Annotated in this window: 23 protein-coding genes and 5 pseudogenes; 16 read left to right on the top strand and 12 right to left on the bottom strand. The window is 42.5% G+C overall.

The genetic code is table 11. The annotated features are described in order from the left end of the window. Window positions 1–53: 53 nt before the first annotated feature. On the bottom strand, window positions 54–959 hold the full coding sequence (locus Vt282_RS17940; RefSeq protein WP_162064276.1) for a BRCT domain-containing protein: 906 nt from the start codon (window positions 957–959) through the stop codon (window positions 54–56). A gap of 204 nt (window positions 960–1163) precedes the next feature. After that, on the bottom strand, window positions 1164–1778 hold the full coding sequence (locus Vt282_RS17945) for a TetR/AcrR family transcriptional regulator (RefSeq protein ID WP_162064277.1): 615 nt from the start codon (window positions 1776–1778) through the stop codon (window positions 1164–1166). Between the two features lie 115 nt (window positions 1779–1893). Here Vt282_RS17945 and Vt282_RS17950 point away from each other — a divergent pair, with 115 nt between their 5' ends. The 7 genes and pseudogenes from Vt282_RS17950 (at window position 1894) to Vt282_RS17980 (ending at window position 8691) form a co-directional block, all read left to right on the top strand. Next, window positions 1894–2457, top strand: a complete 564-nt coding sequence (locus tag Vt282_RS17950; protein WP_162064278.1) for a dihydrofolate reductase family protein — start codon at window positions 1894–1896, stop codon at window positions 2455–2457. A 55-nt stretch (window positions 2458–2512) separates the two neighbouring features. Then, window positions 2513–2734 carry a DnaJ family domain-containing protein gene (locus tag Vt282_RS17955; RefSeq protein ID WP_232055198.1) on the top strand — a complete coding sequence of 74 codons (222 nt, stop codon included), beginning with the start codon at window positions 2513–2515 and terminating at the stop codon, window positions 2732–2734. Between the two features lie 78 nt (window positions 2735–2812). Beyond that, window positions 2813–3331 carry a lactoylglutathione lyase family protein gene (locus Vt282_RS17960; RefSeq protein WP_162048292.1) on the top strand — a complete coding sequence of 173 codons (519 nt, stop codon included), beginning with the start codon at window positions 2813–2815 and terminating at the stop codon, window positions 3329–3331. Between the two features lie 220 nt (window positions 3332–3551). Further along, window positions 3552–4478, top strand: a pseudogene (gene lpxL, locus Vt282_RS17965) (LpxL/LpxP family Kdo(2)-lipid IV(A) lauroyl/palmitoleoyl acyltransferase). A gap of 518 nt (window positions 4479–4996) precedes the next feature. Next, window positions 4997–6196, top strand: a complete 1200-nt coding sequence (locus tag Vt282_RS17970) for an ROK family transcriptional regulator (protein WP_162064279.1) — start codon at window positions 4997–4999, stop codon at window positions 6194–6196. Window positions 6197–6204: 8 nt separating this feature from the next. After that, window positions 6205–7491: a hypothetical protein gene (locus Vt282_RS17975; protein WP_162064280.1), complete on the top strand. Its 1287-nt coding sequence runs from the start codon at window positions 6205–6207 to the stop codon at window positions 7489–7491. Window positions 7492–7494: 3 nt separating this feature from the next. After that, window positions 7495–8691 (top strand): MFS transporter, encoded by a 1197-nt coding sequence (locus Vt282_RS17980; RefSeq protein WP_162048295.1) that lies wholly within the window; start codon window positions 7495–7497, stop codon window positions 8689–8691. Window positions 8692–8872: 181 nt separating this feature from the next. On the opposite strand, the gene ppiC is transcribed toward Vt282_RS17980, so the two are convergent. Further along, window positions 8873–9151 (bottom strand): peptidylprolyl isomerase PpiC, encoded by a 279-nt coding sequence (gene ppiC / locus Vt282_RS17985; protein ID WP_005433507.1) that lies wholly within the window; start codon window positions 9149–9151, stop codon window positions 8873–8875. Window positions 9152–9335: 184 nt separating this feature from the next. Here ppiC and Vt282_RS17990 point away from each other — a divergent pair, with 184 nt between their 5' ends. The 3 genes from Vt282_RS17990 to Vt282_RS18000 all read left to right on the top strand — a co-directional run bounded on the left by Vt282_RS17990 (window position 9336) and on the right by Vt282_RS18000 (window position 11800). Beyond that, a complete protein-coding gene (locus Vt282_RS17990) occupies window positions 9336–10256 on the top strand; it encodes a chemotaxis protein (RefSeq protein ID WP_162048296.1) in 921 nt (306 codons plus the stop codon). A gap of 196 nt (window positions 10257–10452) precedes the next feature. Then, window positions 10453–11469 carry a GGDEF domain-containing protein gene (locus tag Vt282_RS17995; protein ID WP_162064281.1) on the top strand — a complete coding sequence of 339 codons (1017 nt, stop codon included), beginning with the start codon at window positions 10453–10455 and terminating at the stop codon, window positions 11467–11469. Between the two features lie 64 nt (window positions 11470–11533). Beyond that, window positions 11534–11800 (top strand): putative hemolysin, encoded by a 267-nt coding sequence (locus Vt282_RS18000; RefSeq protein WP_162048298.1) that lies wholly within the window; start codon window positions 11534–11536, stop codon window positions 11798–11800. A gap of 6 nt (window positions 11801–11806) precedes the next feature. Here the strand turns inward: Vt282_RS18000 and Vt282_RS18005 are convergent, their stop codons facing one another. Continuing rightward, window positions 11807–12634, bottom strand: a complete 828-nt coding sequence (locus Vt282_RS18005) for a YdcF family protein (RefSeq protein ID WP_332057968.1) — start codon at window positions 12632–12634, stop codon at window positions 11807–11809. 158 nt (window positions 12635–12792) lie between these two features. Between Vt282_RS18005 and Vt282_RS18010 the strand changes: the two genes are divergently transcribed. Together Vt282_RS18010 and Vt282_RS18015 are read left to right on the top strand one after the other, a co-directional pair. Continuing rightward, window positions 12793–14169 carry an L-serine ammonia-lyase gene (locus Vt282_RS18010; protein WP_162064283.1) on the top strand — a complete coding sequence of 459 codons (1377 nt, stop codon included), beginning with the start codon at window positions 12793–12795 and terminating at the stop codon, window positions 14167–14169. Window positions 14170–14441: 272 nt separating this feature from the next. Then, entirely contained in the window at window positions 14442–15920 is a 1479-nt protein-coding gene (locus Vt282_RS18015; protein ID WP_162064284.1) for a peptide MFS transporter, read from the top strand. A gap of 123 nt (window positions 15921–16043) precedes the next feature. Here Vt282_RS18015 and Vt282_RS18020 read toward each other — a convergent pair whose 3' ends face one another. After that, the gene (locus Vt282_RS18020) at window positions 16044–16400 is read right to left on the bottom strand and encodes a DUF3316 domain-containing protein (protein ID WP_162064285.1); all 357 of its coding nucleotides are present in this window, start codon (window positions 16398–16400) and stop codon (window positions 16044–16046) included. 389 nt (window positions 16401–16789) lie between these two features. On the opposite strand from Vt282_RS18020, the gene Vt282_RS18025 reads away from it, so the two are divergent. After that, window positions 16790–16987 (top strand): DUF2986 domain-containing protein, encoded by a 198-nt coding sequence (locus Vt282_RS18025; protein ID WP_162064286.1) that lies wholly within the window; start codon window positions 16790–16792, stop codon window positions 16985–16987. 91 nt (window positions 16988–17078) lie between these two features. Here the strand turns inward: Vt282_RS18025 and Vt282_RS18030 are convergent, their stop codons facing one another. From Vt282_RS18030 to Vt282_RS18060, 7 genes and pseudogenes are all read right to left on the bottom strand, one after another. Further along, window positions 17079–17558, bottom strand: coding sequence for a LabA-like NYN domain-containing protein (locus Vt282_RS18030; protein WP_162064287.1), 480 nt, complete (start codon window positions 17556–17558; stop codon window positions 17079–17081). Window positions 17559–17633: 75 nt separating this feature from the next. After that, window positions 17634–18758, bottom strand: a complete 1125-nt coding sequence (locus Vt282_RS18035) for an HD-GYP domain-containing protein (protein WP_162064288.1) — start codon at window positions 18756–18758, stop codon at window positions 17634–17636. Window positions 18759–19103: 345 nt separating this feature from the next. Continuing rightward, window positions 19104–19778 (bottom strand): pyrimidine 5'-nucleotidase, encoded by a 675-nt coding sequence (gene yjjG / locus Vt282_RS18040; protein WP_162048305.1) that lies wholly within the window; start codon window positions 19776–19778, stop codon window positions 19104–19106. Window positions 19779–19970: 192 nt separating this feature from the next. After that, window positions 19971–20633, bottom strand: coding sequence for an SH3 domain-containing protein (locus Vt282_RS18045; RefSeq protein ID WP_232055199.1), 663 nt, complete (start codon window positions 20631–20633; stop codon window positions 19971–19973). A gap of 106 nt (window positions 20634–20739) precedes the next feature. Then, window positions 20740–21073: pseudogene (locus Vt282_RS18050) on the bottom strand (4a-hydroxytetrahydrobiopterin dehydratase). After that, window positions 21063–21856: pseudogene (gene phhA / locus Vt282_RS18055) on the bottom strand (phenylalanine 4-monooxygenase). Before phhA ends, Vt282_RS18050 begins: the two co-directional pseudogenes overlap by 11 nt. A 291-nt stretch (window positions 21857–22147) precedes the next feature. Next, window positions 22148–22727, bottom strand: a pseudogene (locus tag Vt282_RS18060) (class I SAM-dependent DNA methyltransferase). A 134-nt stretch (window positions 22728–22861) separates the two neighbouring features. Between Vt282_RS18060 and Vt282_RS18065 the strand changes: the two are divergent. The 3 genes and pseudogenes from Vt282_RS18065 to Vt282_RS18075 all read left to right on the top strand — a co-directional run bounded on the left by Vt282_RS18065 (window position 22862) and on the right by Vt282_RS18075 (window position 26595). After that, window positions 22862–23736: pseudogene (locus Vt282_RS18065) on the top strand (LysR family transcriptional regulator). A gap of 183 nt (window positions 23737–23919) precedes the next feature. Next, window positions 23920–24813, top strand: a complete 894-nt coding sequence (locus Vt282_RS18070) for a cation efflux transmembrane domain-containing protein (protein WP_162064289.1) — start codon at window positions 23920–23922, stop codon at window positions 24811–24813. A gap of 180 nt (window positions 24814–24993) precedes the next feature. Beyond that, a complete protein-coding gene (locus Vt282_RS18075) occupies window positions 24994–26595 on the top strand; it encodes a response regulator (RefSeq protein ID WP_162048311.1) in 1602 nt (533 codons plus the stop codon). The last annotated feature ends 40 nt before the right edge of the window (window positions 26596–26635 follow it).

Consider the following 26635-nt stretch of genomic DNA (forward strand, 5'->3'; position numbering starts at 1 on the left):
AGTGCCAAAGCAGAATTAAAAAAGCTAAGCGATGATTGCTTAGCTTTTTTGCATTATGAGCAAATAATATTCCATTGCTCTTCATTGATTATTTGAACATTGCCGCCTTTCGCGCGAACTTTAAGGGCTGACTCAATTTTGCGGCCGTAATTACTGCTACGCCAATCTTTATTGGCTACTGAGCCAAGCACGAGAATATCCAAGCATTTCGTGACTCGAGACTGGATCTCCGCCCCTAAACGCAATGCTTTTTCCTGTTGTGCGGCACTTGAGCCACTTAAGAACTGACCAGCAAAACAGATTGACTTGCCTTCAACGCTAATATCGGTCTCTTGGCTCGTAGAGAAGTCGGCTGAGACGCCATGCAATAATCGATTATCATCAAGTGACTGCCCTGAGATAGACTTAATCAGCTTCAGAAAATCATCCTGCTCATTAATGTCCCATTCGCTGTTGTCCGCGATATTGCGTAATCGATAGAGCAGCGCAGAGACAGGCCAAACGGCTGTCATTGCCGGATTTTGGTTAAGTAACGTTGCCAGTTGAGCCAATTCTTCATCGCAAAGCTTATCGTCAGCAGAAATACCGCTTAAAAAGCCAAGAATATGATTCACATTGGTTTCAAATTGACTATCAGCAAACCCCGTATCTTCTGTCAGCTGTTGTAACTTAACTTCTAGCATCGCCTTCTCATACTGGGACAAGCGTCCAGCTTGAAGCACAATCAGTATTTGTCCATAAATATCAGCAAACAGGTCATGATTTTTCATCCCCTCTGCATTACTCATCCAAGCGTTTAAAAACAAAATGTCGCTCTCTTCGAGACTCTTATCTGCTTGGATATTTTCAAGAGTGCCTTTTAAGGTAAAAATCGCCTTTGCTGCGTTGCGTTTATAATTATATGTGCTTTTGACTGGCTGAATATCGCCGTCAACTAGGTGCTCTTGACTGTAGGTCATGTGTCGCTTCCGAATACTAAACAGATCACACAACAATTAGCTCAGAAGACTACTTTTTTCAATCTCGCAATCTCAAATTTGCTGCTTCTACAACAGAGTTTTTTTAGCCTTTTAGACACTCAAATTTTGCGTGACATAAAGGTTAAAAAACGCAGAAAAACCAGCGATAATTCATTAAATTTAAACTAAGCTTCGGCAGTCATTTCAAAGATGCGCATTCATCGTAACATCACTGATTTGAGTTTGTTTATCTCTAACGCGCACATGCTCTAACCCCAAACAATAAAGCGCCAGCGGCCCATCCAACATATCAAACTCCAGCGGGCTCTCACCGTTATTGCACCTCATTGCTAACGCAAATCCGTGCAAATAATCCACCAATAAATCAAGGGCATTTTGTTCAGCGATTTTATTAAGCTTGAGGGGTTCAATGATGAGACTAAAACGCTGCATAAACACGTTTGCTGGGCTTTCCGCGCTCATATTCAATAACGTTTCTAACAAACCAGAATAGTTAGAGAGCAAAGTTAAGTAACTCGTACAAAGTAGCCTAAGCTCCAGTTTCCAATCTTGTTCGCCATTAGGTTGATAAACCTCTTCGATTAGCGAAGTCGTCATCGCTTCCAACAAGCAGCTTTTGTTTTCAAAGTAATAATAAATCGCCATCGCATCGACATCTAAATTTGACGCTAGCTTACGGATACTGGGTACTTTTCCTTCTTCTCTCATCATGGCTTTAGCCATCTCCATGATATTTTTCGCGCTGAGTTGCCCCTCATGTGTGCGGGGGCGGCCTCGCTTTTTCTGCTTGACAGTCATTTCATGGCCTCGCTAGACTTATTAATAATTTCTACAGTGTAGAATTATTATAACTTATACTCAAATGATAAGCCAAACACATGCGATGTCTGGCGTACAACGAAGAGATAAAACGATGAAATGTACCGTATATATCGCCACCAGCGTAGATGGCTTTATCGCAAAAACCGACGGCAGTGTCGATTGGCTTCATACCGCAGGAAAGACTGACGTGGATATGGGTGAACACGCTGATATGGGATGGTCTAGCTTTATCGCCTCTCAAGATTGCTTGATCATGGGCAGAAAATGTATGGAGGTAATCTCCAACATGAACCTAACTCCTGAACAATGGCCTTATGGAGATATGCGCATCATCGTTTTGAGCAACACTTTAAAACATGCACCAGACAATATGAAAGATAAAGTCGAGCTTTATTCCGGTGATTTGCACTCACTCATGGCAACGCTCGAAAGCCAAGGGCACAAGCATGCTTACATTGATGGAGGCAAAACCATTCAAGCCTTTATTAACCTGCAACTGATTAATGAAATGCTCATTACCAAAGCCCCAATCCTTCTAGGAGAAGGCGTACCACTCTTTGGTAAAACTGCTCGAGATATCAAACTTGAACAAGCCAAAGCAACCGCATTTGCTAATGATTTTATTCAAGTTCATTACACGGTTAACTATAACTAACTCATAACGTATTGCTCAACACGTCTCTCTAGGCCATGTATAAATCACACATATAGTGCTTGAAGAATACTTTAGAACACCTGCAGAACATCGCCTTGGTATGAAAATTCTAAAAGACGCCAACTGTTTACCACCTGTTGTAGAAATTATGAAACAAATCAGCGCAAAAAAAGAAGCCCTCGAAAAATTAGAAGATCCCTTGGCATATGAGGAACTGCGTAAAGAAATCATGGCACTCGAACTTAAACGAAACTTACTACTCGAGGAAAACCGCTGATCATTGCCATTTTAGCGGCGTATACAAATCGAGGGTCTACAGCCCTCTCGTTACGTCGCATTAATGGAGAAATGCAATATGATCACCCCTCCCAATACTAACCATACTTATCCTCGTTCTTTCAGCCATATTGGCCTATCCGTTCCAGATTTAGACGCTGCGGTGAAATTCTACACTGAAGTCATGGGCTGGTATCTGATTATGGCACCGACTGAAATTACCGAAGACGACTCAGCCATTGGAGAAATGTGCACTGATGTATTCGGTGCTGGCTGGGAGCGATTTAAAATCGCGCATCTTTCGACCGGAGACCGCATCGGCGTTGAAATATTTGAGTTTAAGAACCAGCAAAATCCAGAAGACAATTTTGAATACTGGAAAACGGGCGTCTTCCACTTTTGCGTACAAGATCCAGATGTAGAGGGATTGGCGGAGAAAATTGTCGCTGCGGGAGGGAAGAAACGAATGAAAGCCCCTCGTTATTATTACCCTGGGGAAAAGCCATATCGCATGATTTATATGGAAGACCCGTTTGGTAACATCATCGAAATATACAGCCATAGCTACGAGCTACATTATTCCGCTGGAGCATACTAACACATACTCTCTTCTACCAGAGCAGCTTCTCCGTCAAATTCTGGTACGCTGCTCTTGCTCGCTCTGCACAGATACACCATTGCAAAACAATCGCTTAATGCATATGTGTACCGCAATAACAATTAATAACACGCATTATTTGCGCTGCAACGAATTATTCGTTTGTTGTTCTCCCCACTTCCATATAGACTGCAGCACCTTTGACATATTAATTTAACAAATGACACGAACCACTCCGGTTTTTAAATGGCAATTTCTCCTTCCAAACTATTGGGGAACCTTGCTACTCATCGCACTGATGTATGCACTTAGCTTACTGCCATTTAAACTTCAGCTTGCCCTTGGTAAGCGGATTGGCCGTTTGGTTTTGGGGCGAATGAAAAACGAACTAATACCATCCGCCGCAATTTAGATTTGTGTTTCCCTAATGGATTCGCAAGAAAAAGATCGTTTGATCGCTGATAACATCGACAATACTGGTATCGCATTATTTGAAACCGCCATGGCTTGGTTTTGGTCTGACCGCCGAGTAAATAAACACGTAACCATCGTTGGTATGGAACAACTAGACGAGTTAGAAAAGCAAGGTAAAGGCGCAATGATGCTTGCCGTGCATTCTATGAACCTTGAACTAGGTGCCCGCGCGTTTGGTATTCATAAGTCAGGCATGGGAGTGTATCGTCCAAACAACAACCCATGTTTTGATTATTTTCAATATAAAGGTCGCTCACGTTCAAACCGAACGCTCATCGATCGTAAAGACGTAAAGAAAATGATTCATGCCTTGAGTACTGGTGAACGCGTTTGGTATGCGCCTGATCATGATTATGGACGTCGTCGCTCTACCTTCGCACCTCTGTTTGCGGTAGAAAACGCCTGCACGACAACAGGAACGAGCCTACTGGTTAACGCTTCCGATTGTGCCGTCGTACCCTTTACGATGGTTCGCGATAGCAACGATCACTACACTTTAACGATTCATCCATCCCTTGATGAATACCCAAAAGAGTGTGATACACACGCAGCTGCATATATAAACAAAGCCATCGAACACTCGATTATGGCTGCGCCTAGCCAATATATGTGGCTTCATCGCCGCTTTAAAACACGCCCAGAAGGCGAAGCTTGTTTATACTCATCTCAATAAGTTAGTTTATCCATATACAAAGGTCAGACCGAGTCTGGCCTTTATTTTATATACGATTTGGCTTCAGCTTAACCCACAACGATACAAGCTAAGATCCACTTTAACGTCCAGCTTCTTGTACTCATTTAGAAATAGATTTATCCCAAGATTCACAAACTGTCTTTCCTCGCACTAAAGACACGCGATATCAAACATTACATAGCGAAAGTGCCATGTGATTCCCCTCTCTATATTTACTAGTTTAGAAACCATACTAACTACGAACTCAGTCCATTAGCATCTACCACCAATAGTTCATAAGATTAACTAACTGCCGTTTACCAACTAAAATAGTTCGACCAATGACTCATTTTTGAGTCAATTGCGTCATTTACTTCATCTACATGTGATGTCCTGCACGTTATTAGTTCACCTTAAAAACTATATTCCGTAAAAATCAGACAAAAACAAAGCAATTTGCACACTAAAGCAGCGAATAGCGTTCAAAAAAATGCAACTTTAGTTTTTAAGGTAAACTTATGCTAAATAACCTTGCTGGGAAAGGCTCTACAGCCCTGAGAGTACAAAATAAAGTCACTGTGCTTAATGTGATTAAAGAGCACAATTTATCCACTCGCGCAGAAATCGCGGCTATTACTCACATTACCAAAGCAACCATTTCTGAGATCGTTGCAGAGCTAATACAAGAAGGTTTTGTCGTTGAAAGCTCGTTGATCAACGAAGAAACCCGAATGGGTCGAAAAGGAACGCCACTCAAATTTAATCATGATTGTGCTTATACATTGTCCATCGATCTGGGTGGTACAAAAATTAAGTTGGCCTTATTTAATGCTGGTTTAGAGCTAATCGATGAGAAGGTTATCTCTACTTTCAAGACCAAAACTCGTCATGATTTTATGGCTCACTTTAATCAAACGATATTGAGTTTCATTGCAGACTTAAAGGTAGATAGAACCAAAATTGCTGCTATCGGTATAGCGACCGCCGGGATCGTGAATCATGAAACAGGGTTTATCTTAGAGGGTTCACCTAATTTACCTGAATGGGAAGGATTTAATTTAGTTGACGAAGTGCACACTGCCACAGGAATTCCGGTTGTTATTGAAAATGATGTACGAGCAGCATTAATTGGTGAAATTTGCGCAGGTTCGTGCAAAAACGTCAGCAGTGCAATGCTAATTGGCATTGGTACAGGACTAGGTTCTGCTTTAGTCATCGATGGCAAATTGATGCGAGGTAATCGTAACGCTGCCGGTGAAATCGGCTACATGATCCTCTCTCGCGAACAACTCAATAACAACTGGCATAATAAGGGGGCTCTTGAAACATATTGTTCAGGCTCAGGCATTGAACAACGCTACGCCTCAATCACGGGTAACGCATTATCCTGTTCAGAGATTTTTGCCCGTATTGAAAGTGATCATTTAGCTCAGGCTCTCATCGAAGAACTCTCAGATTCATTAGCTATCGGCGTAATCAACTCAATTACTATTGCAAACCCTGAAAAAATCATTCTTTATGGTGGCGTATGTACCAATAGCCAACATTTCCTCGAACGCACACAAGCCATCATCAATCGTCACACACTTACTAACACATCTGTGCAGTTAGAACTTTCAGAAATGGGATCAAATGCGCCTATTTTTGGTATGGCGGTTATGGCTATGTCTTGTGCGCATCCAACCATCAATTTTCTCAAAAACATTCAGTTGAAATGAGGTCTGTCATGATCACGAGTAGTAACGGAATTCATATCCACCCACACGACATTTCCGATGAAGGCGTTGATGCTATTAAGTCACGCCTGAGAAAAATGGACGACATCAAGTATGTATTTGCGGAAGTAAATACAATCTTTGAACGTAATCCTGTTCCTGTCGGTATTCTGCCACATAATCCGGTTCACGAAGTTGTGATGGGAAATGCAACCTTACATGTCGATATCGACTTTACAGGTTGTAATCTTCAACAGAAAAAAGACTCTTCTGTACTCAATGGCGAAGATGTATTTGGCACATTAAAAGCCGAGATCGATCCAAATGAATTTACGATCATACCGTGGGTAAATGTACTTAATGGTGATTTTACAGGCGATCTGGACAACAACCATGTCGTAGATTTCAAGGGTAAAGTCCAAAAGCATTGGATATGTCCAAATGGTAGTGATGTAGTCGAGTTTTGGAAAACCATATTTACGCAAATAAACGCCAAGTACGGTTACAACACATTCTTAATCGATCGAATTCGTTATCCAGACTGGGCTGGTGAAGAAATCAACCCGAATCAACTATTTAGTTGTTTTTGTGAAAAATGTTGTTTAAAAATGAAACAACAAGGCATCAATGTAGAGGCACTGATCACTCGACTAACAGAAGTGACCGCCCTACTGGACGCAGGTAACTATCAAGAATTTGTAAACCAATTCAAAAGCAGTGAAATCATCAAATGTTGGACTGACTTTAAACAACAATCTGTATCCAGTTTTGTTGAAAAACTAACGGCTGAGATTACACAAGTGAACCCAAATATCAATTTATGGCTTGATTTGTGGTCACCTAAATATTCATGGTTGATGGGACAAAACTATACTGAGCTAACTAAGCATTCAAAAGCATTGAAACATTTTCCTTACCATAAATTAGGTGGGGGGGCCGATGTTCAAGGCTTAATTGAGTATTACGCAAAAACTGAATCGGACCAAGAGCGCATGTTCCAAGCTTTCCTGAGTTGGTTCGATATGCCATATCAATTGAGCTACCAAAACTTCAAACAATCAGGTTATCCGATCGCCTTCGTGAAAGATATGAACGATCACGTTCGCCAATTATCACAACCTGGTACGCATATTTTTAGCGGAATTCAAATGTGGAACTTACCTCCTAACGAGTTGCTTGAAGCCATTAAAGCTGCGAATAGCAGTCAATGTAATGCCCTACTTTATTACTGCTATGGCTGGGCGGGTGATGACTTATTTGACGCCGTCAGTCAATTCAACACAAACGTTGAGGTTTAAATCATGACTACACAAACAATCGCTACTGCACCAGTAACATCCTCAGAAAGAGCCAAAGTCTTCTTCCTATTGTTTATGACAATGTTCCTATTGGGCTCGATTCAAACGACCAAGGGACTTGTGCTTGAACAAGTACAACATGACATTGATATCTCATTGACCTTACTGGGCACAGTGATGTCATTCTTCCAATGGGGATTCACCTTAGCTGCCCTATTTACTGGCTATCTAGCTGATAAAAAAGGCGTCAAATACATGATGTTAGTCGGCTCGGCATTAATGGCCGGAGGTCTCGTTGCGACAGGTCTAGCCAGTACTGCCGCCTTTTTCCTCGGCTTTTACATGGTTGTGGGTCTAGGTATTGGCTCAATGATGACCGCGATCTGTACCGTAATACCTAAAATGTTCAGCCAACAAGCAAGTATGTTATTTAACGTTGGTAACGCGTTCTTCGGCGTTGGCCTTATCGTTGCACCTCTTGCACTAAATGCACTATTTACTAACGATGTATCATGGCGTTACTTCTACTACGGCATTGCAGCGATCGTCGGTTGCATGATGCTTGTGATGACAGGGTTATCAATCAAGCACTCTGCAGATGCTGAAAAGCTAACATTTGCTGATGCTATGTTGGTACTGAAAAACAAACAAGTCGCTATCCTGTTTGCTTTCTTCATTTTCTATGTGGCAATGGAGGCTGCATTCTTTAACTTCTTCCCAATGTTCATTTCTGGCCTAGACTTTGATGGCTTAACTGCTGCCGAAAAAACAGCAAAAGCAGCAGGCATGCTTGGGATGTTCGGTTTCATGTTTACCGCATTCCGCTTCGCCGGCGGCTTCATTACACAATACCTTGGCGAAACGAAAACCTTAGTGTGCTTCTCAACACTAGCATTAGTCTCACTAGTACTAGGTATTATGTTTGCAGAACAAATGATCTACATATTTATGGCTTTCGGAGTTGGTCTGTCTTTACTCTGGACAACGGCACAAACCATCATCACTCGTGGCACGGATAAAGAAGGTACAGTCATCGGATTAACATATGTCGGTGCAGGTATTGGTGGTGCATTAGGTGGTCAGTTAGTTGGTTCACTGTCTGACGCATTTGGTACCTCAGTCGGTTTCTCTACGCTAATTGCATTCGGGGTTATTGCTCTTATTTTAGCTATATTAGTTGAAGAACCTAAAGTGAAATAACGACAGGCTTCGATTAAATCTCCAATGAGGTGTCACCATAAGGAATTATGGTGACACTTTGATTTATGGGGTTATTTTTCATTTTCTCGAACACACTTAGTCTGCTCTCGAGCTACCCATAAACAAAAAGGTCAAGCAATGCTTGACCTTTTTGTTTATGACACTTGGGCTAGTCGCCAGCCTACGTACGGTACAATACCTTCACAACGTGCCAACCAAATTTAGTTTTCACTAAATGCGGAGTTAATACTTCACCGCTAAAACACACTTTATCAAACTGTGGCACCATTTGACCGCGACGGAATTCACCCAGATCGCCACCACGCTTGCCTGAAGGACACGTTGAGTATTTCTTCGCTAACGTTTGAAACTTCGCACCCTTCTTCAATTGCTGAATGATGTCTTCTGCTTGTTCTTTGTGCTTTACCAAAATATGCAGAGCTGCTGCTGTATTTGCCATAATGTTTGCAATTACCTAATTTACTGTAATAGCGATTGTAACTAAGATTTTGAGATCTTCATCATACCTTTTCATCATTGTTAGACTGATAAGTGATTCAATTATCAAAGTCGGATCTAATTCAACGAAAAATCAATCATTTGCACTACCATGACTGTATTTCGTATCAAATTTTGGATAGGTAATGGCTATTGTGAGTAAAGCGAACCAATCGCAAGGCATGTTGATGTTTACCCTAACAACCAATCAACAGTTGTTTGCAATTGGCACTTTAAAAGTAAGAGAAATCGTTCCCTTCTTACCTACGACGCAAATCCCGTACTCACATCACCACGTAATTGGCACGGTAACAATTCGCGACCTTAACGTCCCAGTCATCGATATGCCCGCTGCAATAGGGTTTCGCCCTATTGCCCCTGAAGAATACAACTCTTGCTTTCTGATTGTGACGGATTGCTTGCGCACAGTCGTTGCATTTATGGTACGCAGTATCAAGAAGATCATGGAGTGTGACTGGCGTGCCATCGAACCCGCACCGTCAACCGCGGGCCACAACGTCTTTGTTACCGGGATTACCAATTTTGAAAATAACATCGTGCAGATGTTAGATGTAGAATTATTGCTCTCTAAAATCTATCCCCTTTCAGAATCGGCACGCATCCCCATCTTGACGGATGTACAACGTGAACGACTCAAAGCACTCAATATTTTACTGGTTGATGACTCGAGCATTGCGCGTAAACAACTCGCAACAGCATTAGATAGCATCAATATCCCCTATAAAATTTGCACCCATGGGGCAGAAGCACTTGCGTGCATGCGGCAAGCAGCCGATAACGGCCAACCCATTGATTTATTGGTCAGCGACATTGAAATGCCTGGACTCGATGGCTACGAACTTGCTTTTGAAACTCAAAATAGTCCGCAACTTCGCCACACGTATATTATTTTGCATACCTCCTTATCCAGTGAGATTTGCCTTGAACGAGCCAATCAAGTTGGTGCACATGAAGCACTAGAAAAATTTAATGCGGGTGATTTGATTAAAGCTATGCTGCGAGGAGCCGATCAAATAGCAAAAGAACGGGAGAACATTGCTGATTAGCTTATTACTCATTGTATCAGCAACTAATGAGTTAAATCGCAATTCTTGCTCGGCTTTGTAATGCACACTGTACCAAGGTTGGTAGTTTGTTTACTGTTAAACAGAGTGAGAGCAATACGCGTCGAGCGTTACATTACTTAACATGGAAAACGGTACCGTATTACCCCAGTGACCTTATATCAATTTGGCAAACGAAATGACTGAAGATGTGTTTAAAAAGTCGACCGCGAACTTAAAAAAAGCGGTTCCACTAATGATGAAGAATCATGTTGCGGCAACCCCAGCAAACTACGCTTTGTGGTATACCTACGTAGACAACAGCATTCCTCGTCTTAATCATGAGCTTGAAAGCGTCATTGAAAGTTATGGTATTTGCCCACCAGCTGCTGGTGATCAACTTTATCAGCGCCATGTCGCATCACAAGTCGAGACAAAGCTCAGTGACTTGCGTGCCAATATTGAAATTCTTGTTGGTGAAATCGCCAGTTCGATGAGTGATACCCTCAGTGATACTTCGCAGTTTTCAGACATGATTGATAAAAGCTTTAAAAACCTTGAACGAGTTGAAAATGAAAACATGTCTATCGACGATGTCATGGGTGTGATACGTCAACTCGTTGCTGAATCACGAGATATTCGTCATTCAACCAGTTTCCTTTCGAGCCAACTCACCACTGCCAGCAGCGAAATCACCAAGCTTAAAAACCAACTAGCTGAGGTTCAGCGTGAAGCCCTATTCGATAGTTTATCTGGACTTTATAACCGTCGCTCGTTTGATAATGACATTCGAACTCTTTGCCAAAGTGGGCAAAGTTTCTGTTTGATTCTTGCCGATATCGATCACTTTAAAACATACAATGATAACTACGGTCATTTGTTTGGTGATTCGGTCATTCGTGGATTATCTCGTCGTCTTCAAAGTAGCTGTCGTGATGGTATTATCGCGTATCGCTTTGGTGGTGAGGAGTTTGCGCTAATTGTCCCAAATCGCGCGATGCGCGTTGCCCGGCAGTTTGCAGAAAGTCTGCGTCGTGCGGTTGAAAAACTCTCGATTAAAGATCGCAGAAGCGGTAAACAAGTGGGTAACATTACGGCCTCATTTGGCGTAAGCGAGCGCATTGAAAATGAAAGCGCCGAGCAACTCATCGAACGTACTGACCATCTGTTGTATGAAGCGAAACAATTAGGTCGAAACCGCGTAATGCCGATCTAACTGCTACGCAATTATATGAAATCTCGTCTATTCTTTAGCCGTAAAGGATAGAAGGAGAAATAGGATGACAAGATTACCTCTTACGCTAGTCGGGCTAGTTTCACTGGGCGGCTTAACCGCATGCAGTATGGATGACTCACCATATAAGAAAACCGAATATAGCATGGCATCCAATCCTGCGGCTGTGTACTGCGTGCAACAAGACGGCAAACTCGAAACCATCACGGAAAATTCCCAACGCGTCACCTACTGCGTACTGCCTGACGGCAAAAAAGTGGAGCAATGGGAATATTATCTAGAACGTCATCATCAAGAGAAAGATGACCAATAATATCTGCTAGGCACTCACTTTTTTTCCTTCAGGATCAAAACGGCGGTTTAAGTCTAATAAGCGCTGATTATATTCATTGAGCAGAGCGCCATCGGCATAATTGGCGCTCGCATCGGTTTGTTGAATAATCTGCTCGAAACGTTCTAATACCGGTAACTCTTGTCGTAGTAGCGGATGTGCCTTCAATTGTTGCAATGCATCGAGCGTTATCCTCATCGGCTCAGTACGCACTTGTTTTAACTGGTGGTTAAACACACCGCTCTCCAAACCTTCCAAGTAAATGCGATAATACGTCAGCTTTTCAATCAGCAAAAATGCCTCACCATCTTGTGTTTGATACGGATATGGCACCGTAATGTGTTGCGAAACATCTAATGGTACAGTCAAAAACAACCCAGCTTGTCGTGCACGCTCTGTCAATCGATTGAGTAACCCTTGTTCCGGCATGAGTCGTTCAATATCAAAAATACGCTGGATATGGTAATCATTGGAACACATGCGCACGTTGACGTGCTGTCTAGACTGACACAAACCGCTTTTAATTAATTCTGAGGATGCGTTGGCAATATTTTCAACCGTCGTCGTCGAACGCGATTCGATCAATACCTGCGTCTGAGGTAAGTAATTCGCCCATTCAGGCCAATGAGTGACAAACGCTTGAAACATCGCTTCCGCTTCTGAGATCAACTGCCCTTCGAGTCGGCCACCACAAAAGATCAGCACATATGAGCTCGACGTGCGAGTTTTCAGCTCCTGGACAAGAGTCTTCACCCTAGAAAGACTTTCCTCCGTTAGCTGGCTATCCACCAAACGCTTACCCAACACTAATATCACTTCCGTGATATTAGCTGAGAGGTGCCCACTTTTATTCCATTTTCCACTGCCCTATCGTTCCTTTTGTAATGATACCCTCGCGCTCCCTGCGAAATTCGCTTCTTGAGGTTATTTAGGTTTATAGTTTAATTGTGAATCATCATTGTTGGGATAATGCCATGCTGTCTATCTTCGATATATTCAAAATTGGTGTTGGGCCGTCTAGCTCACACACCAACGGTCCAATGCTCGCAGGTTATGATTTCTCCCAGCGAATTAGTGATTCCGGCCTTACGCAACACGTGACCAGAATTGAAGTTAACCTTTATGGTTCTCTTTCATTAACAGGCAAAGGACATCATACCGATCGTGCAACGATTTTAGGCTTGCTTGGTAATCGCCCCGATACGATAAAAGTCGGCAGTGCTAAGCATGCACTACAGCAGACAATCGACCAAAAACGCCTACCATTATCTGAAAGTCACACTATACATTTTGATTATCACACCGACTTACTCTTTCACCTTAACAATTTACCACTTCACGAAAATGGCATGACCATCATTGCCTTTGATTCAGAGTCAGCGCCCATTTTAAAGCAAACGTACTACTCAATTGGTGGCGGTTTTATCGCAACCGAGCAACAAATGTTGCACGGCATGTCCGAGACTCATATTGAGGTACCTTGTGATTTTGCCAACGCGGAGCAAATGCTCGACGAGGCAGAAAAACTAGGATTAAGCCTCAGCGCTTTCGTACTTAGAAATGAAGCGTGTTTTCATTCAGATAACGAGATAGAACAAAAAGCGAATCAAATCTGGAAAGTGATGCAGCTTTGCATGCAGCGTGGGTTTGATACCGAAGGTATTTTAGAGGGCGGACTGAACGTGACGCGTCGTGCCCCCAATCTGAAGAAAAAATTAGAGTCAAATCAAGAGCTCGAATCTGATCCTATGGTGATCATGGATTGGATTAATCTATTCGCTTTTGCGATAAGTGAAGAAAATGCCGCAGGCGGTCAAGTGGTTACCTCACCAACCAATGGCGCTGCAGGCGTTATCCCTGCGGTTTTGATGTATTACGATCAATTTATCCACCCGCTAGATACCAAACAGCTCATCGATTTCTTATCTGTCGCCGGAGCCATTGGGATTCTCTATAAAATGAACGCCTCCATTTCCGGTGCAGAAGTCGGTTGCCAAGGGGAAATTGGCGTCTCATCTTCGATGGCTGCAGCAGGGCTCACCTCGCTTCGAGGCGGTAGCAATGAGCAAATCTGTATTGCGGCAGAAATTGCTATGGAGCACTCTCTGGGCATGACCTGTGACCCAATTGGCGGCCTAGTCCAAGTGCCTTGTATTGAGCGTAATGCGATGGGTGCAATGAAAGCGATCAATGCTTCTCGCATGGCTCTTAAGCGCACCAGCAAAACACTCATATCCTTAGATAAAGTAATAGAAACCATGTATCTGACGGGTAAAGATATGCATCGTAACTATCGTGAAACCTCGTTAGGCGGCTTAGCGCTCATTCATCTCGCCCCGCCTTGTGAATAACGATCGAATATCGCGTTTTTTGTTGGCATTGTTATGCAATGCCATTTATTACTAAAGTTCGCGATAACCTACCACCATAGAGTTATACACAAACCAAGCAATACTACTCACAATGCATAACATGCTAGAGTAAAACACCACCAAGCAAACGTTTGCCAGTTAATTCAGAATAAAATCCTACTAAAATGTGGGGAAATTTCGTGCATCAGGAATTTTTTCTGACATAATCATCCGCCTTTCCGTTAAAACGAACTAAATCACGAGAGAAAGTTATGTGGAATAGGCTCAACAAGTCGATGATGTTCTGCCAAATGATGTTTGGCTTGTCTTTTTACGGTGTCATGGTAATCCTGACTCGCTTCTTCCTAGAGGACCTAGGTTACAGCGAAGCAGACACTATGATGGTTGTCGGTGCATTCTCTTCAATCGGTCCGCTATTTGCTATCGCGGGTGGCTTTATTGCCGACAAATTTTTGGGCGCTTACCGCTCACTTACCATTTCTTACGCAACCTTTACGGTCGGCTACCTTCTTTTGATCCTTGGTTCATCTGCAACCAATGTTCCTATGAGCTTAGTGGGTATTGCATTAGCGAGTTACGGTCGTGGTCTGATGTCACCATCGTACCCTAGCCTTTACAAGCGAACTTTTAAAACTCAAGAAGACTTTGAAAACGGCTACCCTGTAAACTATTCAGTAAACAACGTTGGTGCACTATTAGGTCAATACCTATTCCCAATGTTTGTGCTTGTGATCGGCTTCCACGGTAGTTTTACCCTATCTGCGGTAATGGCAGTGCTTGCACTAATCACATTGATCATGTTCAGAAAACCACTTGTTGGCGTTGCTGCAGACATTGACCAAAAGCCTGTAGGGTTCACCAACTGGGTAGCATTCATCACGCTATCTGCGGGTATGGTTGGCTTAGTATTCTTCATGTTCTCAAACATGGATGTGGGTCAAAACATTGTTTACGCTATCGGTGGTGCAGCGATCCTATACTTCATCTCATTGATGTTTAAGTCAGGAAAAGCAGCGGCACTGAAGATGGGGACAATTCTCATTATGACCGTGCTAACCACTTGTTTCTTTGTTTATTATGGCCAAATGATGACCTCAATGACCATGGTAACCATCAACACAATGCGTGGCGATTTATTTGGCTTTATCCCAATCGCACCTGAAGCATCAATGGCAATGAACCCACTTTGGTGTATTGTTGCTGGCCCAGTGATTTCTTACACTTTCTCTCAATTAGAGAAACGTAATATCACTTTATCAACGGCAACGAAGATTGGTATCGCGTTTATCTTTACCGCAATTGCATTTGGTATTCTAACCATGGCGGTAATTAATGTTGGCGCAGACGTTATCATCCGACCAGAAACCTTCTTTGTGATCCACTTCTTCCAAGCTTTTGCTGAAGTGATCGTTGGTAGTTTGGTGGTTGCGTTTATCCTGTCAGTTGCACCAAAACATATTGAGAACTTCTCAGTATCATTGTTCTACATTGCAATGGCATTAAGTGGCATCATCGGTGCGGTTTTCTCAACCTCAATCGCGCTTGAGAAAGGCCAAGTCATTACACAAGCAGTGGTTCAGACTGTTTATGGTAACTACTTCCAGATGCTGACTATCCTTGCTGTTGTAATGGTTGTAATTGCATTAGTATCATCAGTCATTATTCGTAAGATGCTGGCAAGCGCAGAACGAGCTGAACAAGAGTTAGTGACGAGCGAGTCTGCTGCATAACCTCGCAATCAAAATAAACAAGCCCCAGTCCAATGACTGGGGCTTTCTTTTTCAGTTTACAGGCACATCAAGAATGAGTGCGATGTCGTTGCTGTATTCTGTTCGTTGCTAGCGAAAACAGAATTAATCGCGCTCACGCGCACGATATTCATAGCTCACGCTGATCACTGGTTGGTAAGCAATCGCGCCTTCGCTGGTTACAATTTCTTCAATCTGTACTTGTGAGTTGAGAAGCTCAAAAGAGTTGATGTCGACTTGGTCGTTAGTATTCCAATAAACGTTTTTACTCAACTCAATAGAATCCATTTCATTGACGCTCATGATCATACTGCGTCCGGATTCAAGTGCTGCCGGCTTTGAGTCATATGCATTACCCGTCATGGTGCTGTTTTTCATAATGGTTGCGTAAGGACCACTCAATCCCGCCACGGCGACTGAGCTGAAAAGTAACACGCTTGCGATGCTGGCTAATTTAATCATAATTATCTCCTTTGCTTACCGAAAATCAGACTCCTCACTGCCGTCTGATATTTAAATAGTACGTTACAGAAGACCTCTCGGTGATAGAATTAATTGCACGTGTACGTCAAAAAATTTGTATGACATTCATTTGCCATGTCCTATGCCAAAGTGCTGAAAACTTGGTCTAAATTCTGCTTTTATGCCAAAACAGAATGATTTTTAATGGTTAATTTGATTCGCGAAGCAAATAATCTATTTGTTATTGATAAATTTATTAGAGTAGATTGTTATAAGACCAGAACAAAATCTTCTTAAAATTTAACCTGTGCTATTTGGGCTATCACAATTCATGCATTTACCAATAAATCCTGCTATGATTCGCGCCCAACAAATTTCAGGGTGCTCGCATGAACCGTAAAAAGCGTATCAACCAAATATTAAAAGCGAAACAGAAGAGGGCGAACGCCAAATTGCACAACAGCAATAAGCCGCGCTACATTTCTAAAGCTGAGCGTGCCAAAATGGAAGCAGAAGAGCAGCACGAAGCGCCTAACGAAGTGCAAGAAGCTGTATCTGTAGACGCTGAAAACCAGCAAGACGCGTAACCATCTCGCCTCCGTATCTCAACAATGTACATTGGCTGAGATACGGAAGTGACGGCAACCCAAATAACTCACGCGCTTCGCGTTAGCGCAACTATTTATTCAGTAACAGCGAATGATCGATAGGAATATAACGGTCACAAACATCAATTAGGTTTTGAGCGGTAAGGTCAGGTACTGAGTAAACATCTACCTTTGTATTGAAACGTTGCTGCACTCTTTCTACCAACATTTCAAAATCACCATCACCAGAAAGTAAAATCACACGATCGACATTGGCAGCAGCCTCATACACGTCTAATGCAATGCCTACATCCCAATCACCTTTTGCGCTACCATCACTGCGTTGAATAAGTGGTTTTAGACAAACCTTAAAACCAATACCACGCAAAATATGATGGAACTGGCGTTGTTTCGGATCTGGGGAAGCAATAGCGTAGGCATTAGCCTGAATGATCTCAAACTCTTGGCTGACTTTGGTCCAAAATTTGTTGTAGTCAAAATGGGCTTGATAGCTCTGTTTCGCGGTATAGTAGATGTTCTGCACATCCACAAAAATCGCTACTCTTTCCATAGTTAATTACTCTTTATATATCCGAGTAAATAGTACCAGTATGGATGAGAGAACGCAGCCGATTAATTTCACTCTCTAGTGCGAATCAAGGCCCCACGGCTCTGGCTCAGGGAATTTATTGATCACCTGCTTTAGATAGTCTTGTTTGTAGCGCAAAGCATTGACACACATTGCATCAATCTTTCCTTTTTGCACCATTTTTTCCAACTCTAAAAGCGCAGAAGTGACCGAGCAGGCCTGGCGGTACGATTTGTGCGTTGTCATAGCATCAAAAATATTGGCCACGGTAATGATTCTCGCCGCCAAAGGTACCTCATCATGTTTAAATCTGTAAGGATAACCGCTGCCATCCAAAAACTCGTATTGGAAACGCATGATTTGATTGAGAACAGTGATGCTTGGATGATTTGGATTGCCGACAGAAGAAATAATCTCTTCCATCATTTTAATGCCATTATCAACATGAGAGCGCGCAGACATCAATTCGTCTGAATCAAATACATTGGTGCTGTATACCTGCTGTTCCGGTAACTGGGATTTCCCTATGTCATGAATTTGCGCAAACATCTCGATAGCTTCAACTTGTTCGTCATCCAAATGATGTTGTTCAGCCACAAACTCAGCAATAACTTTTGTATAAGCGCGCATTCTTCGGCCATGGTAATAAGAATCACGGTTAAATAAATTGCTCACTGTTTTTAAACGTTCCGCAAAATCGACGATGGTATGTACAACCTGACTATGGGACTCAACGGCAAATTGCAGCATTTCAATATACGGGGCAAGGGCCAGCATTGTCTGACCATTAAACGCTTTGGCTTTGTTTGCATTAAGAAACACAAAACCACAAAATTGATGATTTTTAAAACATGGGACGGCAGCGGACGAACGATAGCCTTTTTGCAGTAAAAACGCGACGCGCTCACATCGTATTTTTTCTTCTAAATCATCAACAATGCGTGGAATACCCATCGTTGCTGAATTCTTCAGACCATTTAGTTTACTCAGCCGCTTTTCATGATGCAGTTCACCCCATAGATCGAATTTACTGTCAGCGTAGGTCACCAACATATCCGTATCACGATTGTAGCGGGCGTACGAAATTCGCGTGATATTGGGCGCATGAACATGCATTCTCTCTAACAAGTTCTGTAGCTGTTGATTGAGCGGTTTCGCGGTCTGAAAGTAATGATTGTGCATCTTATCCTCCACCCATGTTCGTCTAGCGCATTGGGCTACAAAATAGCGGGATCAAAGCTCGAATAACGGCAGGATATTGTCCAGCTAACGAGAGACTTAGGCATTCCTAGTTACATTGCATTTAAGCTTGTGCAACAATAACTAGGCATATATCTAACCATACCCAACAAACCTAAATTTCAGCCAGTTTAATTGTGCAAAAAACACTCAACTCGTGATCGTTATCAAATTGATTGCATTTCACGTTTAAGCACACTATCCACAATAATATTTGTCGAGAAACGACGAATGGAAAAAGAGCGCCATTTGGCGCTCTTCAAATTAGACGATTTAATTCTAACTCCACTACGATAGCAGAATAGATTGTAACTGAGAAAGGCACGTTACGTTGTAACTAGGCTCAATGTTATCACTTACTGGGTGAGAAGCCTCATTGAGCCAACAAGTATCAATACCAAAGTTAACCCCACCCAACACATCTGAATGCAGGTTATCACCGACCATTAGCACACGACTTTTGCATGGTTGACCCATTTTATCCATCGCGTGAGCAAAAATACCAGCATCAGGTTTTGCAATACCAACTTCTTCTGAAATGATGACATGATCAAACATATCACTTAACCCCATTTTAGCTAAGCGCACATCTTGCAACTCAATAAAGCCGTTAGTGATGATGCCCAATTTCGCTTTGCCTTTTAACGCTTCAAGTAATTCACGCGCGTAAGGTACCATGCTACAAATATCAGCCATTGCATCAAGGAAAGCAGAGTTCATGTCTAGTGTTGTCGTGTTGAACTGCTCAGCATAGCTCTTAAAGCGAATATGTTTAATATCATCGGCACTAATAGTGCCGTTTTGGTAGTCAACCCACAGCGGTTTGTTCACTTTTTGGTATTGTTCAAAGTCTTCACGGGTGTATTCAACTCCCATTCGTTCGAACATTAACTGCATACCTTTAAAGGCATCAAATCGAAACAAGGTTTCATCTGCGTCAAACAGAACCCAATCATACTTCATGATCACAACTACCCATATTTAAGATGAATATACCCAAGCGACAAAATGCTCTCTGATACGAACCAGTTAGGTATAACACAAGCCGAGTGGCTATCAATGCGGTGGGCATTATAACGGTATTCGAACTCAAAAACAAAAACGGATTTACAATGTAAACCCGAATTAATTCATTAACTTAAGACAGAATTATAGTTATCGGTAAAATATTTTACCCGTCTGCACGTTCAAGTAGATTTTATTCGCTTGTTTCAGGCCGCCACAATAAACAAAATAGACATCCTGATCGTATTTCACCGACTTGATCCAGCCTTTTAGCTCTTCGAAGTCAGGTGGCATGCAGATACCTTCACGAATTAAATCGTCGGTCGTTGCAATAAACACATCAAAATACTGTTTAAAGTCGTCAGATCCTTCGATATAGCTACTGATCGTTTCAATGCGCTGTTGTTTGGTGATCGTTGGCGGAACTTCGAGTAACGCATCCATAGGCACCCACTCCGCGACTTCCTCCTCACCTTCGTGATATACGTAATAAGGTGAAATTCTTCCCCAACCGTCGCGCTTCTCCAATACGTAAACCTTGTCTCCTCGATAAAGTACTGATTCAATAAACGCGTCTTTTTCAGGATGCTCGCGAACACCGAGCTTTGCAGGGCTAACATAATAATCCGTGACATCAGGAATTGGTTTTGGAATGGGTGGGGATACCGGCACATTTGTCTTCACCGGAGCCTCTGCATTCGTTGTATTATGGGCAGATACCTCTTGCGCTGGCTTAAAATAAAACACATAGTAACCGCCTGCCGCTAAAGCGATTCCAAGCAGTAACAAACCAACCATCATTATTTTTTTCATCTTTGCGCCCAAGAGATGTTGCTTATGAGTCTTATCTTAGTTTATCGGCAAACATCGGAATTCTTTAGCGCTTCGCCAAAAGTTGGAAGCAACGCCCATTAATTGTCTACGGTTCGATTACGTCACACTTTGCGGCACAAATGAAATCGTTTTTATGTAACCCCTTTAATCGAGTGACTCCACCAAGTCACGGTGACCTTGCCCCATTCCAATAAAATCGCCGGATGATGGAACTCTTCCTCCGCTAACTCTGCCACTTTGTTGGCAAAAGACCACGCAGATAAAAAATTGTTAAACTTAAACTGCTTTTCCAACTGAGCGATTCCCTCACGCTCAATGATTTGCCAGTCATTAAGTGATTCCAGTAACTCCTCTCGCTGATCATAACTCAGAGGCAGCGCCTCTGGCGTACACGCCTCGCATCGTAATTCATTTAGCATATTGATTATCCTTAACTTCAAATAGTGGTGGTAATAAACCCGCTTCCATAGCATGGTCGACACAAGCAATGAGATCCAGCTGACTCAACTGATACAACTGCTCGATATCACTCAATACAAAGTAAATTGGCTGCATAATGTCAATGCGATAAGGGGTACGCAACACCTGTTTGATATCGAAATGGTTACGCCTTGCATCAATGTCATCTAAGGCATATATCGTTTCTCCTGGGGAGGAGAGAATACCGCCACCGTAAATTTTGAGTTGCTGCGCTTCTTTGACTAAACCAAATTCAACCGTAACCAATATAAACGCGCAAGATAAGATCGCCGTTTAGGATCCGACTCGTAGCCTAACTTGCCGTAAGTATGAGTAAAATGGGCAAACTGAGGATTAGTTAACATCGCACAGTGACCAAAAATTTCGTGGAAAAAGTCGGGCTCTTGTAGGTAGTCAAACTCGTCACGCGAACGCAGAAAGGTCGCAACCGGAAAACACTTGTTTGCCAACAACTCAAAAAACCGATCGAAGCTGATCAGGGCTGGTACTGGGACGACTTTCCATCCCGTTTCACGAGATAACACACGGTTGATATCAGGTAATTGTGGCACTCGGTCGAGGGGTAAATCTAACATTTCGAGCCCCGCTAAGTACTCTTTACATGCACGGGCTTTCACCAACTCTAACTGCCGCATCACGAGATCTCGCCAAATCTGATGCTCGTTGTCACTCCAATCTACATAGCCGTTTTCATCCACGGGATTTGAAACATATTTCGTCATGCTCGCCTCCTTGTCCTAATGTTTTTCTCTATTACGAATAGGTATTCGTTTTAGTCCTTCACTTTAATAAGCGTATTGATTATTTACACAACAGCCCAATTCAGTGGTACGAAAACAAATGACACCTATGTAACATATAGTTTACATTCATCTCTGACAATTATGGAAAGTACACGGAGAGCAATGCTTCTCCGCATCTGATGAGATCTTGATTGCGTAAACTTTGACAAATGACAGGCACAAAAAAGGGCGCGTAATAACGCACCCTCTTAGATAAATTTAAAGCAACACTTACTTGATAGCGACAACCATCATTACTTTGAACACACCTTGTTCAGTCGTAATTTCAAATGGCACCGAGGTTTCAACCTGATTAAAGCCAACGCCTGTTAGCACGCGCTCAACGTGTGATGGCTCCATGGCCATTTCTTCGTTTTCTGAAACCGCTAGCCAATCCCAGTGAATAAAATAACCACCTTTTTCCAGTAGCGAATAGATGATATCGGAAATATCCGCATAATTTGGCAAAAAGCCGCACACTGAAGAAGCGACAACGACATCGAATTGGTTGCGAAAAGCGGGATGAATCGCGACCAAGCCACGAGTCAAATAATCAACGACAGCCTCTACATTTGGCAACGCTTTGTTATCCAGTTGCTCGATCATCGCTTCAGAACAATCCAAAGCAACGATATCTTTTACCAATGGTGACATTTTTGCCCAGTAGACCGGTACCACAACCAAAATCGAGCACATGCTTGCCTTTAAGATTGATTGTTTTTATTAGCGAAGAATATGCTTCCTCTGCATAGATCGATGTCGCTTCATCAGTCTCCCATGTGTCAGCATGTTCATCCCAATTGATAGCCATTGTGCTCTCCCTAAAACTGCTCTAAAGCAAAATCTGATACGCGGGTATTATATTCTACCCATAGCTAAGTGAAAACAGACATTTAAGATAAATTACATTACCATAGGTCTGGGTCAATAAATGCGAAAAACTGTATGAACTTGTCACAAATCGAAGCATTTTGCAGCGTGGCAGACACCGGTTCGGTTTCTGAAGCTGCGCGTCAACTTGATTGCAATCGTACTAAATTAAGTATGGCAATCAAAGCATTAGAAAAAGAACTTGCGGTAGAAGTGTTTGTACGCTCCGGTAATCAGTTATTCCTTTCAGAAGCGGGCAAAGCGATTTATCGAGATTGCCAAAATCTACTCGTGACTGAAGCCAGAATTGTCAAACTTGCACAAGTCTCGGGGAATTTAACGCCGAAGTTTGGATTGCACGAGATGATGCCCTACCCGATGAACTTTGGCAGGATCTTTTCCATCAATTAAACAACGATTTTCCAGCAACCTCATTCAATATTATTCTCGCCTCTTCCGGCGACCTCGCGAACCTGGTTGTAACCGGACAGGTCGATTTTGCATTTGGGGTTGATTATGAGCGTATCAATGACCCTCATGTGACGTATCAACCTTTGGGTAAGATTCGCATGATGTCCGTCTGCGGCTCTGACAACCCACTAAGTAAAATGCGCCGTGTTACCGATAGTGATTTGAGAAATGCCATGCAGGCTGCGATGGTGTATCTAAACGAGAAAGATAACCCCGAGCTTAAGCCACTTTCTATTCGTCATATCGGATTTTCTAGCTTTGACTACATGCTGCACTCAATCTTGACCGAAAATGCATGGGGCGTATTGCCCGAGCCCCTAATTCGCCACCACCTTCGAAAGCAAGAGCTTGCCGTGATCAAACACACTTATGGGCTGACACAAGAAGATTTTTGTATGTTTACACCATCTGGAATGAAAGAACATCCGGCGATGGCTTGGCTTGCGGAGCAGTTAAACGAGTACTTATTTGATTTCTAATTGCATTCTGTGGCCAATCAGTCAGTGCCAATTTTATTGACAGCAAGAAATCATTCTATCTTATTGTTATTAAAACATTATTTATCATTGACGATTTATCAAACAATCTATTTAGACAAATCTTGTTTGTAAAAATCCTTAGAACCCACAAGAATAGGGGCAATTCTAAGGAGATTTTCAATCATGTGTGCCCGTACTAGCTTAAACGAAAAGCGAATTCTAACTTTCTCAGCCCTTTTAGCATCAGGGTTTGCGTTAGGTGGACTGATCGTTGGTGCCTTGATGGGCTCGTTAGTGATTGTATTTGATGGCGTTTACTCTCTAGTAAGCCTACTGTTAACTTTATTGTCACTCGCAGCTTCACGCTACATCAGCCGCCCATCTCAAGGCCAGTTCCAATTTGGTAAAGGTGTTATTCAACCATTAGTGATCATCATCAAAGGTGGGGTTATTCTGAGTATCGTATTGTTTTCACTATGGTCTGCAGTGAGTGCGATGTTTAGTGGTGGTCGTGAAGTCAACATCTCTTATGCAGCCTTGTTCGGTTTAGTTAACGTTATCGGTTGTGGTTATGGTTGGTGGTACATCGCTAACAAATCAAAACTGTTTTCTTCTGGCTTAATTGAAGCTGAAAGCAAGCAATGGCAAATGGATACTCTATTGAGCGTAGCTGTCACTCTAGGCTTTGCTGCTGCCCATATTTTAACGCTGACACCATATGCTGAATTCAGCGTTTATGCTGACCCGATGATGATGATTTTGATGTCATTCTACTTTATCAAAGTTCCTGCAAGCATGTTCATTCAAGCAACACGTGAACTGCTTATGCTAAAACCCGACCAAGCCATTCATGATCGTGTTGATCGAGAAGTCGCGGAGATGGGTAAACATATTAACCAGCCAATTGAGTTAAATGGTGTGGCTAAAGTAGGCCAAGAACTTTGGGTGAACGTCGACATTCACTGTGATAGCCAAACATTAGATATGGCACAAGTAGAAAAAGCACGTCGTCAATTGAAGCAAAAGTTATCCGCATTAAAGCTCGATTTACAGCTGACGATGAACGTCGCAATCTAACACTTTCAACGCTAACAGGGCTCATCTCGAGCCCTGTTTTTTTTTACAAAATAAAAGGCGAATAACCCATAGTTATGACTTATGTCTTTTGTCAGTTGGTTATTATGCAACGAGTGGTCTAAGATCAAAAATAAACACCCACATAACTAGAATGGATGCGCTTTATCAAAGGAGTCTGATTTGCGAAACATCAACACAAAATATATGGCTTCTCTTCGCGTGCTGATTGTTGATGACTCTAGCACCGCTCTCTACTTGATCAAGCAACAGCTTGTGTCGCTTGGCGTACATCATGACAATATCGTCACAGTGGAGCGGTATCAAAATGCGATTCAGGCGATAGAAACCCATACTTTTGATGTGTTGATACTGGATTATCATCTAGAGCAAAACCTAACCGGCTATGAGCTTGCCATGCTGCTGCATCGTAATCGTCTCATTAGCAATACCACTGGAGTCTTGATGATCTCTGGTGACGCTCGACAAGAAACCGTGCTGACCGCACTATCGGGTAAAGTTCGACACTTTATCACTAAACCACTGAGTAACTCTTCTTTGGCTGAAAAGCTGCACCTAATGCATCGTGAGACACAAAAACTCACTCAAATCACCGAAGCTTTACAATCAGGAAAAGCGTTATCAGCGGCAACCATGTTTGAGTTGATTAACCGTTCAGGATTCAGCATCAGCCTAGAAGCTTATTTACTCGAATACTTGATGGCGCACAAACAGTGGGATTTCATTGACGCCTATATCACCATCTCCTCTACCCCCTGTCATGCATTAAAAATGTGCGCTATTGCATGCTTGCTGCATAAAAGTAACGCAACCAAACAGGCAATAGATGAGTTGCATGATTTTCTCGCCGACAATCCTCTATCAATTCGAGTCATAGACACACTTGTCGACATATACACTGAGAGTGGTGACATCGAAAAGGCGGCATTTTGGGCGACGAAAGCGTTCGAATTAACACCCAGCATTGGTGAACGCGCTGCCAAGGCGAGTGAATTGAACATGCTGGCAAATAAACGTACACAGTTACTTAAAGTCGGTATTAGCTACGCTCAGCACATGTCTCTTGCCGACGTAAATTGGTTGAAAACCGTCATCACCCATTTCCATTCCTTGCAATCTATTTACACGATGACTGAAAGTACAGCGGCCAAAACTGAACTTATGCATCATGCAAACAAGTTTGTCCGTTTCGCCAGTCGGAAACTAACACCAAAACGACTACAACAACTACAAGCAATGTTGCTACTCGCTCATTGCTACGTTCTAATTTATGAAAACAACGAAATGTTGGCTCATCAAAAGCTATTGCAATCTTTATCGCACTTTTATGATGAGTTATACGATTGTCCTGTAGTGCTGTTATCCGAATATTTGCCAAGCTTGGCTCTATTCGGTGAGCATCAAATTTACGCCAGTATCAAAAAGGTGATCGATTCACGAGTCAAAAATAAGGTCAATGCGACTATGCCGGTTCAAAATGAAGGTACCTACAATCAATCTGCCTTTATGCCTGCGTCGATAGAAAATGAACGACCAACTGGAGACTATCGTGAGCAGTACCCGCACTCGGTAGAAGCAAAGCTGTGGTATTTGTACAACAAGCATCCATCACAAGTGATCAACGATGAATCTGCATCACGCGTCATCGCTGAGCTTAGTGTATTGAAACTTCCACCGAACTGGCATAATTGGTTAATTACTGGAATTAAACATGGGTTTGCGATTGAACCACCAGCCGCGTTCTCCATAACGGCCAGAAATTAAGGGACAAATATACTCAGACAGTGCCCAACTTGAAGTGGGG

Source organism: Vibrio taketomensis, assembly GCF_009938165.1.
In the GTDB taxonomy this organism is placed as follows: domain Bacteria; phylum Pseudomonadota; class Gammaproteobacteria; order Enterobacterales; family Vibrionaceae; genus Vibrio; species Vibrio taketomensis.